Annotated in this window: 11 protein-coding genes and 1 tRNA gene; 6 read left to right on the forward strand and 6 right to left on the reverse strand. The window is 63.6% G+C overall.

Annotated features, from left to right (window positions below):
* The coding region (locus tag VK804_RS26230; protein WP_325375648.1) for a cupin domain-containing protein at positions 1 to 438 on the forward strand (438 nt) is incomplete at its 5' end.
* 100 nt (positions 439 to 538) lie between these two features.
* Here the strand turns inward: VK804_RS26230 and VK804_RS26235 are convergent.
* The 5 genes from VK804_RS26235 to VK804_RS26255 form a co-directional block, all read right to left on the reverse strand.
* Entirely contained in the window at positions 539 to 3,679 is a 3,141-nt protein-coding gene (locus VK804_RS26235; protein ID WP_325375650.1) for an efflux RND transporter permease subunit, read from the reverse strand.
* Positions 3,680 to 4,057: 378 nt separating this feature from the next.
* Positions 4,058 to 4,756 (reverse strand): ABC transporter ATP-binding protein, encoded by a 699-nt coding sequence (locus VK804_RS26240; RefSeq protein ID WP_325375651.1) that lies wholly within the window; start codon positions 4,754 to 4,756, stop codon positions 4,058 to 4,060.
* Complete coding sequence (locus VK804_RS26245; protein WP_325375653.1) at positions 4,753 to 6,627, reverse strand: branched-chain amino acid ABC transporter ATP-binding protein/permease; 1,875 nt, start codon at positions 6,625 to 6,627, stop codon at positions 4,753 to 4,755. The genes VK804_RS26240 and VK804_RS26245 overlap by 4 nt, the downstream gene beginning before the upstream one ends.
* Before the next feature lie 13 nt (positions 6,628 to 6,640).
* Entirely contained in the window at positions 6,641 to 7,516 is an 876-nt protein-coding gene (locus VK804_RS26250) for a branched-chain amino acid ABC transporter permease (RefSeq protein WP_325375655.1), read from the reverse strand.
* A gap of 112 nt (positions 7,517 to 7,628) precedes the next feature.
* The gene (locus VK804_RS26255; RefSeq protein ID WP_325375657.1) at positions 7,629 to 8,984 is read right to left on the reverse strand and encodes a substrate-binding protein; all 1,356 of its coding nucleotides are present in this window, start codon (positions 8,982 to 8,984) and stop codon (positions 7,629 to 7,631) included.
* Between the two features lie 316 nt (positions 8,985 to 9,300).
* Here VK804_RS26255 and VK804_RS26260 point away from each other — a divergent pair, with 316 nt between their 5' ends.
* Together VK804_RS26260 and VK804_RS26265 are read left to right on the forward strand one after the other, a co-directional pair.
* Positions 9,301 to 9,912 (forward strand): hypothetical protein, encoded by a 612-nt coding sequence (locus VK804_RS26260; RefSeq protein WP_325375659.1) that lies wholly within the window; start codon positions 9,301 to 9,303, stop codon positions 9,910 to 9,912.
* 56 nt (positions 9,913 to 9,968) lie between these two features.
* Positions 9,969 to 10,454, forward strand: a complete 486-nt coding sequence (locus VK804_RS26265; RefSeq protein ID WP_325375661.1) for a helix-turn-helix domain-containing protein — start codon at positions 9,969 to 9,971, stop codon at positions 10,452 to 10,454.
* A 132-nt stretch (positions 10,455 to 10,586) separates the two neighbouring features.
* On the opposite strand, the gene VK804_RS26270 is transcribed toward VK804_RS26265, so the two are convergent.
* Complete coding sequence (locus tag VK804_RS26270; RefSeq protein WP_325375662.1) at positions 10,587 to 11,117, reverse strand: DNA starvation/stationary phase protection protein; 531 nt, start codon at positions 11,115 to 11,117, stop codon at positions 10,587 to 10,589.
* A 124-nt stretch (positions 11,118 to 11,241) separates the two neighbouring features.
* Here VK804_RS26270 and VK804_RS26275 point away from each other — a divergent pair, with 124 nt between their 5' ends.
* From VK804_RS26275 to carB, 3 genes are all read left to right on the forward strand, one after another.
* Positions 11,242 to 11,961 carry a class I SAM-dependent methyltransferase gene (locus tag VK804_RS26275; protein ID WP_325375664.1) on the forward strand — a complete coding sequence of 240 codons (720 nt, stop codon included), beginning with the start codon at positions 11,242 to 11,244 and terminating at the stop codon, positions 11,959 to 11,961.
* 54 nt (positions 11,962 to 12,015) lie between these two features.
* Positions 12,016 to 12,092, forward strand: a tRNA-Ala gene (locus tag VK804_RS26280).
* Between the two features lie 289 nt (positions 12,093 to 12,381).
* On the forward strand, positions 12,382 to 14,814 hold a 2,433-nt coding region (gene carB, locus VK804_RS26285), incomplete at its 3' end, for a carbamoyl-phosphate synthase large subunit (RefSeq protein ID WP_325375665.1).

A 14,814-nucleotide genomic window follows, 5' to 3' on the forward strand; every position in this document is an offset into this window, starting at 1 on the left:
GACGTCGAACACGGCCATCCCGAGAAGACCATCGAGGGCCTGTTCGGCACCAATGGCTGGGGCGATATGTGGCGCAACGGCGTCTATGATTTTCCGCACTACCACGCCACGGTGCACGAAGCGCTCGGCATCGCGCGGGGACAAGCGCGGGTGCGCTTCGGCGGTAACAGCGGTCAGGAGATCGAGGTCAGAGCGGGCGACATCGCCATCCTGCCCGCCGGCACCGGGCACCAATGCCTGTCAGCGAGTGCGGATTTTTCCGTGGTCGGCGCCTATCCGCCGGGAGCGAAAATGCAGGTCACGCGGCCGACGCCCGAAAACCACGCCAAGGCGCTCAAGACGATTCCGCTGGTCGAACTGCCGAAGAGCGATCCGGTGCTGGGCGCGGGCGGGCCGCTGGTGAGATTGTGGAGGCGAGAAACCCGGCACAAACCGTAGGGTGGGCATTCTTCATGCCCACCGTCGAACACGGGAATGCCGATGGTGGGCATGAAGAATGCCCACCCTACGCAATCCAGACTCGCTACGCCGGTTGCAGTTATTCGGCGGCGACTTTTTGCGAATCCTCCATTGTTGCCGGCTCCTCGGGCTTATCGCTCTGCATCCAGCGCGTCAGCGCATTGGAAAAATTGTCGAGATAGAGATACACCACCGGCGTGGTGAACAGCGTCAGCGCCTGGCTGACGAGTAGGCCGCCGACCATCGCATAACCCAGCGGCTGGCGGATTTCCGATCCGGTGCCGGTGCCCAGCATCAGCGGCACGCCGCCGAGCATCGCCGCCATCGTCGTCATCATGATCGGGCGAAACCGCAGCAAGGCCGCCTTGCGGATCGATTGCTCCGGCGACAGATGCTCTTCGCGCTCGGCGGCGATCGCGAAATCGACCATCATGATGCCGTTCTTCTTGACGATGCCGATCAACAGGATGATGCCGATCAGCGCGATCAGGCTGAAGTCGAATCCGAACAGCATCAGGATCGCCAGCGCGCCGACGCCGGCCGAGGGCAGCGTCGAAAGAATGGTGAGCGGGTGGATGTAGCTCTCATAGAGCACGCCGAGGATCAAATAGACCACCACCAGCGCCGCCAGGATCAACAGCGGCACGGTGCCGAGCGATTGCTGGAACGCCTGCGCGGTGCCCTGGAAGCTCGAGGCGAGCGTGGCCGGCGTGCCGAGATCGTACACCGTCTTCTGCACCGCGTCGGTGGCCTGGCCCAGCGCTACGTTCTCGCCGAGATTGAAGCTGATGGTGATCGCCGGAAACTGCCCCTGATGCGCGATCGCGAGCGGGCGCACCGGTATCGTCGTCCATTTGCAGAACACCGACAGCGGCACCTGGTCGCCGGTCAGCGGCGACTTGATGTAGAGCTTGTCGAGGGTGTCGACCTTGCCCTGCAGCTCGGGGAGGATTTCCTCGACCACGTGATAGCTGTTGAGCTGGGTGAAATATTGCGTCACCTGGCGCTGGCCGAACGCGTCGTACAGCGTGTCGTCGATCAGCTGCGGGTAGATGCCGTAGCGCGAGGCGGTGTCGCGATCGATCGTCAGCGTCAGCGTGGTGCCCTGGGTCTGCTGGTCGGTGGCAACGTCGCGCAATTGCGGCAGCTTCTGCATCGCGGCCAGGATTTTCGGCGCCCACTCGTTCAGCTCGTCGAGATTGGCATCCTGCAGCGTGAATTCGAACTGGGTCCGCGTGGCGCGGCCGCCGAGGCGCACGTCCTGGGAAGCCTGCATATAGAGCCTGGCGCCCTGGACCTTATCCAGCTTCGGACGCAGCCGCGAGATGATCTGCTGCGCATTGGCGGTCCGCTGCTCGTGCGGCTTCAGCGTCACATACATGCGCCCCGAATTGAGCGCGGTGCCGCCGCCGCCGATGAACATCGCGATGCTGTCGACGTCGGGATCGGCCAGCACGATCTGGCTCAGTTCTTCCTGATGCCGCTTCATGTCGGCAAAGGAGATATCCTGCCCCGCCTCCGAGGTCCCGGTGAGAAACCCGTTGTCCTGCTGCGGAAAGAATCCCTTGGGAATGATGACGAACAGATAGACCGATAGCGCCAGCGTTGCGAAGAAGATGAAGAGCGTCGTCCGTTTCCAGAGCAGCGCGCGATCGAGGCCACGCTCATAGGCGTGCAGCATCGCCTCGAAGGCCCGCTCGCTCCACTGATAGAATTTTCCGTGTCTGGTCTCGCTGCGCGCGCGCAGGAAGCGCGAGGCCATCATCGGCGTCAGCGACAGCGACACCACCAGCGAGACGAAAATCGCCATCGCCAGCGTCACCGCGAATTCGCGGAACAGCCGCCCGATGATGCCGCCCATCAAGAGCAGCGGGATCAGAACGGCCACCAGCGAGACGCTGATCGAGACGATGGTGAAGCCGATTTCGCTGGCGCCCTTGAAGGCCGCAGCCAGCGGCCTTTCGCCTTCCTCGACATAGCGCGTGATGTTCTCCAGCATCACGATGGCGTCGTCGACCACGAAGCCGACGGCGATGGTGAGCGCCATCAGCGACAGATTGTCCAGCGTATAGCCGAACACCCACATCAGCGCGCAGGCGCCGAGCAGCGCCAGCGGCACCGTCACCGCCGGAATCACGGTGGCCCAGAAGCTGCGCAGGAAGATGAAGATCACCATGACCACCAGCCCGATGGTGATCAGCAGTGTGATCTGCACGTCCTCGACGGCGGCGCGGATGGTCAGCGTCTGGTCGCTGATGATCTTGATCCTGATTGCCGGCGGAATCTGCGCGATCAGCCGCGGCAACTGCGCCTTGATCCGGTCGACGGTCGCGATGACGTTGGCGCCGGGCTGCTTGAAGATCACGAGGAAGACGCCGCGCTTGCCGTCGGCCCAGGCCGCCTGCTTCATGTCCTCGGGGCCCGCGACGGCCCGGCCGATGTCGCGGATCCGCAGCGGGCCGCCGTTGCGATAGGCGATGACGACGTCGTTCCAGGCGTCGGGATCGAGCAGCTGGTCGTTAGCGTAGATCGTGTAGGCGCGCTTGTCGCCGTCGATGTTGCCCTTCGGGCTGTCGACGGTCGTGACCGCGATCTGGTTGCGGACGTCTTCCAGCGACAGGCCCTTGGCCACCAGTTTCGCCGGGTCGACCTGAACCCGGATCGCGGGCTTCTGCTGGCCGCCGATGAAGACCTGGGCCACGCCGGAAATCTGGCTGATCTGCTGGCCGAGCTGGGCGTCGACCGCGTCGCTCACCTGGATCAGCGGCAGCGAATCCGAGGTCGCTCCCAACAGCAGGATCGGCGAGTCCGCCGGATTGACCTTGCGATAGGTCGGCGGCGACGGCAGGTTCTTCGGCAATTGCCCGCTGGCGGCGTTGATGGCCGCCTGGATGTCGTTGGCCGCGCCGTCGATGCTGCGGTTGAGATCGAACTGGATCGTCACCGCGGTCGAGCCCAGCGAGCTCGTCGAGGTCATCTGCGCGATGCCGGGGATCTGCGCGAGCTGGCGCTCCAGCGGCTGCGCCACCGAGGACGCCATGGTCTCGGGGCTGCCGCCTGGCAAACTCGCCGAGACCTGGATGGTCGGAAAATCGACCTGTGGCAGCGGCGCCACGGGGAGCAGGGGATAGGCGACGAGGCCGACGAACAGGATGCCGGCCATCAGCAACGACGTGCCGATCGGGTACCTGATGAAAGGCGAGGAGATGCTCTCGTTCATGCGGCCTGCAACCCCGGAGGACGGCGGATGCATCTTTTCCCGACGATCGGGACTCGTCCCCGGATCGAGCCCGGGCACGAATGTGCGGTTTCCTCGCCTGTGGTCAGGTGGTTCGCGGATTTCGAATCCAGGACCGCCTGTTATCCGCCAGCATAGCCATTTTCGGGATCGTTGAGCGAATGGAAACCCTTGCGGGCCTATTCGACCTTCGTCCCATCGGCGTACGTGCGCGGCACCTGTCGGCATATCCTGAGAGCGTGAATCGTGGCGGGACGTAGGGTGGGCATTCTTGATGCCCACCATCGAGCTCCGCGATTCCGACGGTGGGCATCAAGAATGCCCACCCTACGCATTTGCTGCTTGAAATGTTCGCGGGCGTCAGACGCCGAGGTAGCGCTGCAAGACTTCCGGTTGCGCCTTGATTTCGTCAGCCGGGCCCTCGTGGACGATGTGCCCGTTGTTGATGATGTAGACCCGCTGCGCCAGCGAGAGCATCGCGGCCAGATTCTGTTCCACCAGCACGATGGTCTGGCCCTCAGCGGCGAGATTGCGGCACGCCGCCATCAGGTCGCGGACGATGACGGGCGCGAGCCCCTCGAACGGCTCATCGAGCAGGACGATCTTGGGGTCGCGCACCAGCGCGCGCGCGATCGCCAGCATCTGCTGCTCGCCGCCGGAGAGATCCGTGCCGCGGCTGCCGCGCCGCTCCTTGAGCCGCGGGAACATCTCGTAGACCCGCTCCAGCGGCCAGCGCTTCGACGCGGTCAGCCCGGCCAGGACCAGATTCTCCTCGACATTGAGGCTGCCGAAAATCCGGCGCTCTTCGTGCACGAGCTGCATGCCGGCTAAAGCGATGGCATGGCTCTTCTTGCCCGCGATATCGACGCCGTCGAACATCACCTTGCCGCTGCGCGGCGTCAGCACGCCCATCAGGCTCTTCAGGGTCGTACTCTTGCCGGCGCCGTTGCGGCCGAGCAGTCCCACCACCTCGTTCTTCGCGACACGCAGCGAGACATCGAACAGGATGTGGGAATCCCCGTAATAGCTGTTCAGGCCGGAGGCCTCGAGCAGGTTCATGCGGCAAGCACTCCATGCACGCCGCCGAGATAGGCCTCCTGCACCGTGGCGTTGTTCCTGATCTGGTCGGGCGTCCCCTCGACCAGCACACGGCCCTCCTGCAGCACGGTGACGCGCTCGGTTATCTCGAACAGCGCATCCATGTCGTGATCGATGACGATCATGGTGCGGCCGCGGCTGATCGATTTCAGCAGCTTGACGGTTTCCACCCGCTCGTGGGGACTCATGCCGGCCAGCGGCTCGTCGAGCAACAACAGGGTCGGCGAAGTGGCCAGGGCGAGACCGATCTCCAGCCGCCGTTTTTCGCCGTAGGCGAGCTGCGACACCGGCGTGTCGGGCCGCGAGGCGAGATCGACCAGCTCGAGGGTGTGTTCCACCAGTTCGTTCAGGCCCGGGATATGGTCCAGGCTGCGGAACAGGTCGAGCTTGAACTTTCCGCGCCGTTCGGCGAGCGCGGCGATCACGACATTTTCGCGAACCGTCAGCCCGGTGAAGAGCTGGTTGACCTGATAGCTCTTGGTCAGGCCGAGCTGGCAGACGTCGGTCACGCTCATGCCGGTGATGTCGCGCCCGTCAAACACGATCTTGCCGGAGGTCGGCTGGAATTCGCAAGTCAGCATCTTGAAGAAGGTCGACTTGCCGGCGCCGTTGGGCCCGATGATTCCGCGCAACTCGCCGCGGTTGACGGTGAAATCGATATCGCTGTTGGCGACGATGCCGCCGAAACGCTTGGTCAGGCCGCTCGCCTGCAGGATCGGGCCGGACCGGTCGCCGGCGGCAGGTGGGCGCGTCGCCGCAGGCGACGGCTTGCTGGCGACGGCGGCTTCCACGGCCTTCGGCTCGCCACTGGCGATGATGTCGGGCATGGCCACAGGCTCGGCCGGCTCAGCCTGTTCTCGCTTGCCAGAAATCCAGCCGTAGAGATCCTCGAGGCCGCCGATGATGCCGCGGCGCAGGAAGCAGACCAGCAGCACGAAGACGATGCCGAGCACCAGTTTCCACGCCGCGCCGAGGCCTAGCGCCTGCTGCAGGAAATCCTGCAGGAACAGCCAGATCGTGGCGCCGAGCAGCGGGCCGAACAGCGTGCCTCTGCCGCCGATCGCGGTCTGCATCACCAATTGGCCCGAGGTGTCGAAGGTGAAGGCGTCGGGCGGCATGAAGGCCTGCAGCACGCCGAGCAGACCGCCCGCGAAGCCGGCATAGGCCGCGGCGATCACGAAAGCTGCGAGCTTGTAGCTGTGGATGTTGTGACCGACCGCGGTTGCCCGCAGCGGATTGTCCCGGATCGCGCTCAGGATGGCGCCGACCGGCGAACGCACGATCCGCAGCGCGATCACGATGCCGATGAAATAGCACAGCGCCAGGAACTGGTAGAGCGACCAGCCGGTGGTGAAGTGGAGCGTCGTGAAGCCGAAATTGAAACTCGGCGTCGGCACGCCGGGCAGACCATTCTCGCCCCCGGTCCAGTCGGCCAGCGGATTGAACTCGACGAAAAAGAACACCTCGGCGATCGCCACCGTGATCATCGCGAAATAGATGCCGGTGCGCCGCAATGCGATCAGCCCGACCAGATAGCCGACCGCGGCAGCCGCGATCATGCCGATGACGAGCGCCAGCAGGACGTTGGGAAATCCCGCCCGGGTCAGGAGATAGGCCGCAACGAAACCGCCGGTGCCGTAGAAGGCCGACTGGCCGAACGACAACAGCCCGGTAAATCCGAACAGGATGTCGAAGCCGATCCCGAACAGGCCCCAGACCAGGATGCGGTTCACGGTATTGGGCGCGAATCCGAGATGGGGCAGCACGAAGGGCGCCACGATCAGGCCAATCGCCGTCAGCGTCTCGATCAGGAATGGGCGTTGTTTGAGCATTATCGGACCACGTTCATTCGCGGCCCTGCACGCCAAGCAGGCCGTGCGGCCGGACCACCAGTACCAGCGTCATCACCGCGAACAGCATCACATAGGCGTAGCCGGGATTGAACATCGAGGTGACGCTGATGATCTCGCCGGCGATCAGGCCGCCGAGGACTGCGCCCGGAAACGAGCCGACGCCGCCGATCACCACCACCACGAAGGTTTCGACCAGGATGTCGTCGCCGACGCCGGGGGTCAGCGAGACCACCGGCGCGTTGACGATGCCGGCAAAGCCGGCAGCCATCGCGCCGATGCCGAACACGATCATGAAGACGCGATAGACATTGATACCGAGCGAATCCACCATCACGGAATCCTCGATGCCGGCGCGCACGATCATGCCCAACCTCGTACGATACAGCACGACGAACAGGGCGCCGAGCGCCACCGCGACGATGCCGACGACGGCGAGCCGATAGGTCGGGTAAAACATGAAGCCGAGCGAGGTGATGCCTCGAAGCAACGGCGGCGGCGGCACCAGCAGCGACTGGCTGGAGAAGATCAGCCGCACGATCTCGACGAAGCAGATGCCAAGCCCGAAGGTGACCAGCAACTGGTCCTCGTGCGGGCGGCTATAGAAGTGACGGATGATGACGCGCTCCATCACCACGCCCAGGACCATGACAAAGAGCGATCCGGCGATCACCGCGACGATATAGGAATCGGTGTACTGGTAAGCGACGTAGCCGGCATAGCCGCCGAGCATGAACATGGCGCCGTGCGCGAGATTGAGGACGCCGAGCGTGCCGTAAATGATGGTCAGCCCAGAACTGATCAGCGCCAGCAGGGCGCCAAGCGCCAACCCGTTGAAAACCTGCGAAATGAAATTCGGCCAATTGATCATGATCGACAATCGTTGCGCGTGATAGCGGGCCGGCTATCTTCGCGGCGCATAGACAAAAAAACAAGCGCCGCGGGCAGTGTGATGCTGCCCACGGCGCCAGGCCTCTAGCCGCTCAGGTATAGTCGCCGAGGTTGCAGCCGAATGCGTCGGGCTTCTGCATCAGGCCCTTGCCGGGTACGATTTCGACAATGTCGTAGTAATCTTCCTTGCCCTTCATGTCCTTCTCGAGCTTGCCCTTGACGATGATCACCGGGCGGACGCACTGGTGGTCTTCCTTGCGGTAATAGACGTCGCCGACCAGAGAGGGAATCACTTCTTCCTTCTCATAGATCTTGATGACGTCGGGCGGATAGAAGCTGCCCGCTTCTTCGACCATGCGCGCCCAGTGCACGAAACTGATGTAGGCATTCTCCGCGCCCCATTCCGGCTTGTAGTTGTATTTCTTCTCGAAGGCGGCGTTGAACATCTTGGCGAGCGGGTACTTGTCCTCCACCGTCCACCAGTAATCGGTGGCCGCATAGACGCCCTGCATCAGGCCGCCGGTTTCGCGCGCCAGGAACGGCACCTGATAGGGAACGACGAGCTTCATCTTGTCGAGCACGCCGAATTGCTTGGCCTGCTGGATCGAGAGCACCGCGTCATGACCCCAGTTGACGTTGAGCAGAATGTCGGCGCCGGAATTGGCGACGTTGAGCAGATAGGACGAGAAGTCCGGCGCGCCCAGCGGCGAGACCTGATTGGTCACCGTGGTCCAGCCGTCGGCCGCGGTGTTGTCCTGCATCGACTTCGTGACGGTGTGACCGTAGGTGTAGTCCGGCGTCATGTACGCCACCTTCTTGTTCTTGCCGAACGCCTTGACAAGAACCGGCGCAATGGCCGCCGACGCGGTCTGGCCGAAGAAATTCTGGCGGACGCCGTAACGCACGCAGTCCTTGCCGGTGGTGTCGTTCGAACCGGAGATACCGCAGACGAACAGCACCTTTTCGCGCTGCGCCAGCTTGTTGAGCGCGACCGCAACCGCGCTCGAGGTGCCGCCGGTGATCATCACCGCCTTGTTTTCGGAGATAAAGCGCTGCTGCGCCTGCACCGCGTCGTTCGGCTTGGCCCCGGAGTCGGCGACGCCGAGTGTCAGCTGCTTGCCAAGCACGCCCTTCTTGGTCTTGGGCGAGATCTTCTGGACCAGCTCGTTGCCTTCGTTGATGTGCTCGATCGCGAGCTGATAGCCCTTGAGTTCGTCTTCGCCCTGTACCGCATAGGTGCCGGTGCGCGGCACCGAGGCGCCGATGAACACAGTGTTACCCTCCGAGCCGGCCGGCCAGGTGCCGATCGCCGGCTTGTCCTCGGCGAACGCCGGTCCGATCACGCTGGCGGGCAGCAGCGCGCCACCCATCAGACCCGCTCCAGCCTGCAACAGCGTACGACGCGACACGCTTGCGTTGACATCTCGCTCGAAAAATTTTCTGCTCATGATACGTGATCCTCCCATGGATTTTTTCAGCGCGCGGCTGCGCTTGCCGCTGGATCGCGAGGATCAGCCGGCAACGCACCGCCAAAGTACGAACTGGGTCGCGCGGTCTTGCCGGCTAGCAATTCCTTTCGCAACAACTCTGTCAATGTCACTTTCGTCCAATGTCGCTTTCGTCGAAGTGCGGTCAAATGGGCGTGCAATATCATATCGTATTACGATATATTTCCGGAAATCGTGATATGCCGCCGCTGTGGCGCGAAAGTGGGCACGGTGCCATGGGCGCGGGGCGCGTCCTGTTCCCCGACTGGACACGAAAATGCTGCGGAGATTGAAAGCCGCGAACGCGAAGGAGCGAAGTTCCTGGCGCGGAAAAGCCGGAGCGGCGGCCGCGAAACGCGACGTCGGCGCCGGTCCCGCCGCGACGATTTCGTTGCATCGCGAAAACCCGCCTGCCGCCGGCCGCGGCTTTGCCGGATCGAGACGGGCTTCTTCGGCGCTGAAGGAAATTTCCAAGGCTCCGGCCGAGGCGGACGTCTTGAGCGGTCGTGCCGAGAATGTCCTGAAATGTCTGGCCGCGGATCTGACCGGAGAATATCCACCCAAGGGCAGATGGACTCCATCCCCCAGCCTGCTTCGAAAGATCGGCTACAGCGACCTGCAGGGCGCCCGCAATTGCGGCCCGCAGACCGTCGACGAGATTGTCCGGTGGGCGAGGTCCCAAGGGGTCGTCATCGAGCGGCCATTCCATGCCGGTAAGTCGTTGTCGACGATGTGGCGGGATATCATCGCCAGCTCATCGGCCGGGGAATTCACGACGGCGGAAATTGCGGAAGCGCTGGAAAGATCGATCCGCCGGAAAAATGCCCGGATTCCGGTCCCCGTTCAGGGCCTTCTCCTGGACCTGTTGAAGCAGGCCGGCAGCAAGTAGGCGCAAACCTCCGTCGATGGTATGATGGTCCTCGCGATCGGGCGGGGAGCGTCGGGATGCTTCAATCGAAACCGCCGGGCCGGCGCGAGGCGCCTGTCCGGGCCAGCAAGATGCCAGCCAGGGGTGGCTTGCTCCAGGACGTCGATTACCAGGCGCTGGCCCAGTTTCGCTACCGGTTGCGAAAATTTCTGTCATTCAGCGAAGCGGCCGCGCAAAAGGCCGGGCTGACACCGCAACAGCACCAGGCGCTTCTCGCCATCAAGGGTTTTTCCCGCAGCAAGCCTATTTCCGTCGGCGGCCTGGCCGATTTTCTCCTGATCCGGCATCACACCGCCGTCGAGCTGGTCGACCGCATGGCAAGGCTCGGGCTCTTGCGAAGGATCGCCGACGACGATGACGGCAGGCGCATGCTGCTGAACATGACGCGAAAAGGCGAGCAGAAACTGCTGATGATCTCGAAGCTGAACTTCGAGGAATTGCAGACAGCTACCCCCGCCTTTACGGGATTGTTGCGGTCCTTGCGGCGGTCCCGGAAACGCTAGCGCTGTTCGAAGCAAGCGATAACATCGAATCGATTTAGATGTCGTCATTCCGGGGCGATGCGAAGCATCGAACCCGGAATCTCGAGATTCCAGGTCTGGTCCTTCGGACCATCCCGGAATGACGGAAGCGCGCTACGCCGCGTTGCTGCCTTCCTGGCGGCTCGCCTCGAACAGGAACCAGGTGCGGCGCTCGGTCTCGTCGATGAAGGTTTCGAGCAAGCCTGCAGTGCCGGAATCCTCGTGATCGTCGCAGAGCTTGTGCGCCTTGCGCATCGCGGCGGCCATGTGCTTGTTGTCTTCCATCAATTCGCGCAGCATCTCGCGCGGCGGCACATAATTTTCGTCGTTGTCCTGGATGGTCTGCAGCTTGCCGATCTGTCCGATCGAGCGCAGCGTGACGCCGCCGAGCTTGCGGACGCGCTCGGCCAATTGGTCGGTGGTGGCGAAGATCGCATCCGACTGCTCGTCGAGCATCAGATGATAGTCGCGGAAATGCCGGCCGCTGACGTGCCAGTGGAAATTCTTGGTCTTGAGGTACAGCGCGAAGGCATCGGCCAACAGCGTGTTGAGCGCCGCCGAGATCTTGTCGACCGCGGCTTGCGGCATATCGGTAGGCGTATCGAGGTCGGGGGAAACTTTGTTGTCAGCCTTGGCTTTGCTCACGAAGCACCTTCCTGTTAGGAGACCCGACGATTGACGGCATGGACAGGGGTCGCCGGACCATCTAACGCATCACGTAACCGCCGGTTCCCGGCAGGAACCCGGATTTACCGGACCGCTCGCGCCCATGGACGACTGGATCGACTATTACGATTCGACGCATACGATCTATGCGAGCCGGCACCACCGCGACCTGCATTTCGAGCTGATCGCCCGGGACATCATCGGCTACATCTCCTCGCCCGACGCGGTCGTGCTGGATTACTCCTGCGGCGAAGCGCTGTCGGCGGCCAAGGTCGCGGAGGCCTGCGGCCAGCTGATCCTGGCCGAGCCTGCGCCCGGCGTGCGCGGCCGGCTGATCGCCCGCTTTGCCCCGAACACGAAAATCCGGGTGCGCTCGCTCGACGATGTCAGGAAAATGCCGGAGAAGTCGGTCGACCTGGTGGTGATGAATTCGGTCGCCCAGTACATGACGGCGGCCGAACTCGACGCAGCCTTGGCGGTCATCAAGCGGCAGCTGAAGCCGGGCGGCCGGCTGATCCTGGGCGATATCCTGCGCCCGGAGGTCGGCATGCCGAGGGACGTGTTCGCGCTGTTGCGCTTCGCGGCCAAGCACGGTTTTCTGAAGGACGCCCTGATCGGGCTGGTTTCCACGGCGCTGTCGGATTACCGGCAATTGCGCGCCAAGGTCGGACTGCAGCGCTATTCCGAAGCCGAGATGATCGCAAAACTTTCGGCCGCCGGATTCAGCGCATCCCGCGCGCATTTCAATATCGGGCACAACCCGTGGCGGATGACATTCGTCGCCCGGCTCGCGTTCTCACCCGCAGGCGTGGCTGCCGGTTAGGGTTAACCCGCGTCAGGCGTGGCCCAGCAGGGCGGGATCGGCGATGGTCGGCGCGGCCCGGTGGCGGAAAGCGTCGACGCGGGAGCAGTGCATCGCTCCTTATCCTGGTTCAAATCCAGGCCGGGCCTCCAACCTTCGCTCGCTTCGCGAGCTTCGGTTGGCAAGCCAACCTCAGCCGCGCCGGCCTGTCCGCCGTAGCTCTAAAGAGCGCAGGCGGACCCTGCAATACCGCGATAGCAACCCTATATGCTGGCGGACGGCCAAAATGCCGGTTGACGAGTGCCTTAAGACCCTTTCGCGGTTGCGGAATCTGGTCTAAAGACCACCCGCGCGCGAGGGCAACCTGGCGCTGTGGCTGGAGGGACGCGCGGCAGGCGCGCCCTTTTTTTGTGCCCAATTCACTGTTCGCCGTGAGACTTGATGCCCAGAAGAACCGACATCTCGACCATCCTGATCATCGGCGCCGGCCCGATCGTGATCGGCCAGGCCTGCGAATTCGATTATTCGGGCACCCAGGCGGTGAAAACCCTGAAGGAAGAGGGCTTTCGGATCGTGCTGGTCAATTCCAATCCGGCCACCATCATGACCGATCCGGAACTGGCGGACGCCACCTATATCGAGCCGATCACGCCGGAAATCGTCGCCAAGATCATCGAGAAGGAACGCTACGTCATCCCGGGCGGCTTCGCGCTGCTGCCGACCATGGGCGGCCAGACCGCGCTGAATTGCGCGCTGTCCTTACGCAAACAAGGCACGCTGGCCAAATTCGACGTCGAGATGATCGGCGCCACCGCCGACGCCATCGACAAGGCCGAGGACCGCGGCCGTTTCCGGCAGGCCATGACCCGGATCGGGCTGGAAACGCCGCGCTCGATCCAGACCAAGAACCTGCCCGACGCGCTGCGCGCGCTCGACGACATCGGGCTGCCCGCGATCATCCGCCCCTCCTTCACCATGGGCGGCACCGGCGGCGGCATCGCCTACACCAAGGCCGAGTTCATCGAGATCGTCGAGCGCGGCATCGACGCTTCCCCCACCAACGAGGTCCTGATCGAGGAAAGCGTGCTGGGCTGGAAAGAGTTCGAGATGGAGGTGGTGCGCGACAAGAAGGATAACTGCATCATCGTCTGCTCGATCGAGAACCTCGACCCGATGGGCGTGCACACCGGCGATTCCATCACCGTGGCGCCGGCGCTGACGCTGACGGATAAAGAGTACCAGATCATGCGTGACGCATCGCTGGCGGTGCTGCGCGAGATCGGGGTCGAGACCGGCGGCTCCAACGTGCAGTTCGGCGTCAATCCGGCCGACGGCCGCATGGTCGTGATCGAGATGAACCCGCGGGTGTCGCGCTCCTCTGCGCTGGCCTCGAAGGCCACCGGATTTCCGATCGCCAAGGTCGCGGCCAAGCTTGCGGTCGGCTACACGCTGGATGAGATCGCCAACGACATCACCGGCGGCGCGACGCCGGCCTCGTTCGAGCCGACCATCGATTACGTCGTCGTCAAGATACCCCGTTTTGCGTTCGAAAAGTTTCCGGGCGCCTCGACCACGCTGACCACCTCGATGAAGTCGGTCGGCGAAGTGATGGCGATCGGCCGCACCTTTCAGGAGAGCCTGCAAAAGGCGCTGCGCGGGCTGGAGACCGGCCTGACCGGCCTCGACGAGATCGAGATCGAGGGGCTCGGCCGCAGCGACGACAAGAACGCGATCCGCGCCGCCTTGGGCACGCCGACGCCGGATCGTTTGCTGCAGGTGGCGCAGGCGATGCGGCTCGGCTGGACCGACGAGGAGATTTTCACCTCCTGCAAGATCGATCCCTGGTTCCTCGCCGAGATGCGCGGCATCGTCGAGATGGAGAGCAAGATCAAGCAGCACGGCCTGCCGGGCAACGCCTTCGGGATGCGGACCTTGAAGGCGATGGGCTTTTCCGACGCGCGGCTGGCGGTGCTGTCGCAGACCACCGAGGCCAAAATCACCGCCAAGCGCCACGCGCTCGGGGTTCGCCCGGCGTTCAAGCGCATCGACACCTGCGCTGCCGAATTCGCGTCGCCCACCGCCTACATGTATTCGACCTATGAGACGCCGTTCGCAGGCACGCTCGCGGACGAGAGCGCGCCGTCGGACAAGCAGAAGGTCATCATTCTCGGCGGCGGACCGAACCGGATCGGCCAGGGCATCGAGTTCGACTATTGCTGCTGCCATGCCTGCTTCGCGCTGCACGATGCCGGCTACGAAACCATCATGATCAATTGCAATCCGGAAACGGTGTCGACCGACTACGACACCGCCGACCTGCTGTATTTCGAGCCGCTGACCGCCGAGGACGTGCTGGAAATCATCTCGACCGAGCGGCAGAACGGCACGCTGCACGGCGTGATCGTGCAGTTCGGCGGCCAGACGCCGCTCAAGCTTGCCCGCGCGCTGGAAGCCGCCGATGTGCCGATCCTCGGCACCTCGCCCGATGCCATCGATCTCGCCGAAGACCGCGACCGCTTCAAGCGGGTGCTCGACAAGCTCCGGCTGAAGCAGCCGAAGAACGGCATCGCCTATTCGGTCGAGCAGGCCCGGCTGGTGGCCGCCAGCCTCGGGCTGCCGCTGGTGGTGCGCCCGTCCTATGTGCTCGGCGGCCGCGCCATGCAGATCATCCGCGAGGACAACCAGCTCGGCGATTACCTGCTCGGCACCTTGCCGGAGCTGGTGCCCGCCGACGTCAAGGCACGCTATCCGAACGACAAGACCGGCCAGATCAACACCGTGCTCGGCACCAATCCGCTGCTGTTCGACCGTTATTTGACGGACGCCATCGAGATCGATGTCGACTGCCTGAGCGACGGCAAGGACACTTTCATC

Origin of the sequence: Bradyrhizobium sp. (genome assembly GCF_035484855.1) — a bacterium.
In the GTDB taxonomy this organism is placed as follows: domain Bacteria; phylum Pseudomonadota; class Alphaproteobacteria; order Rhizobiales; family Xanthobacteraceae; genus Bradyrhizobium.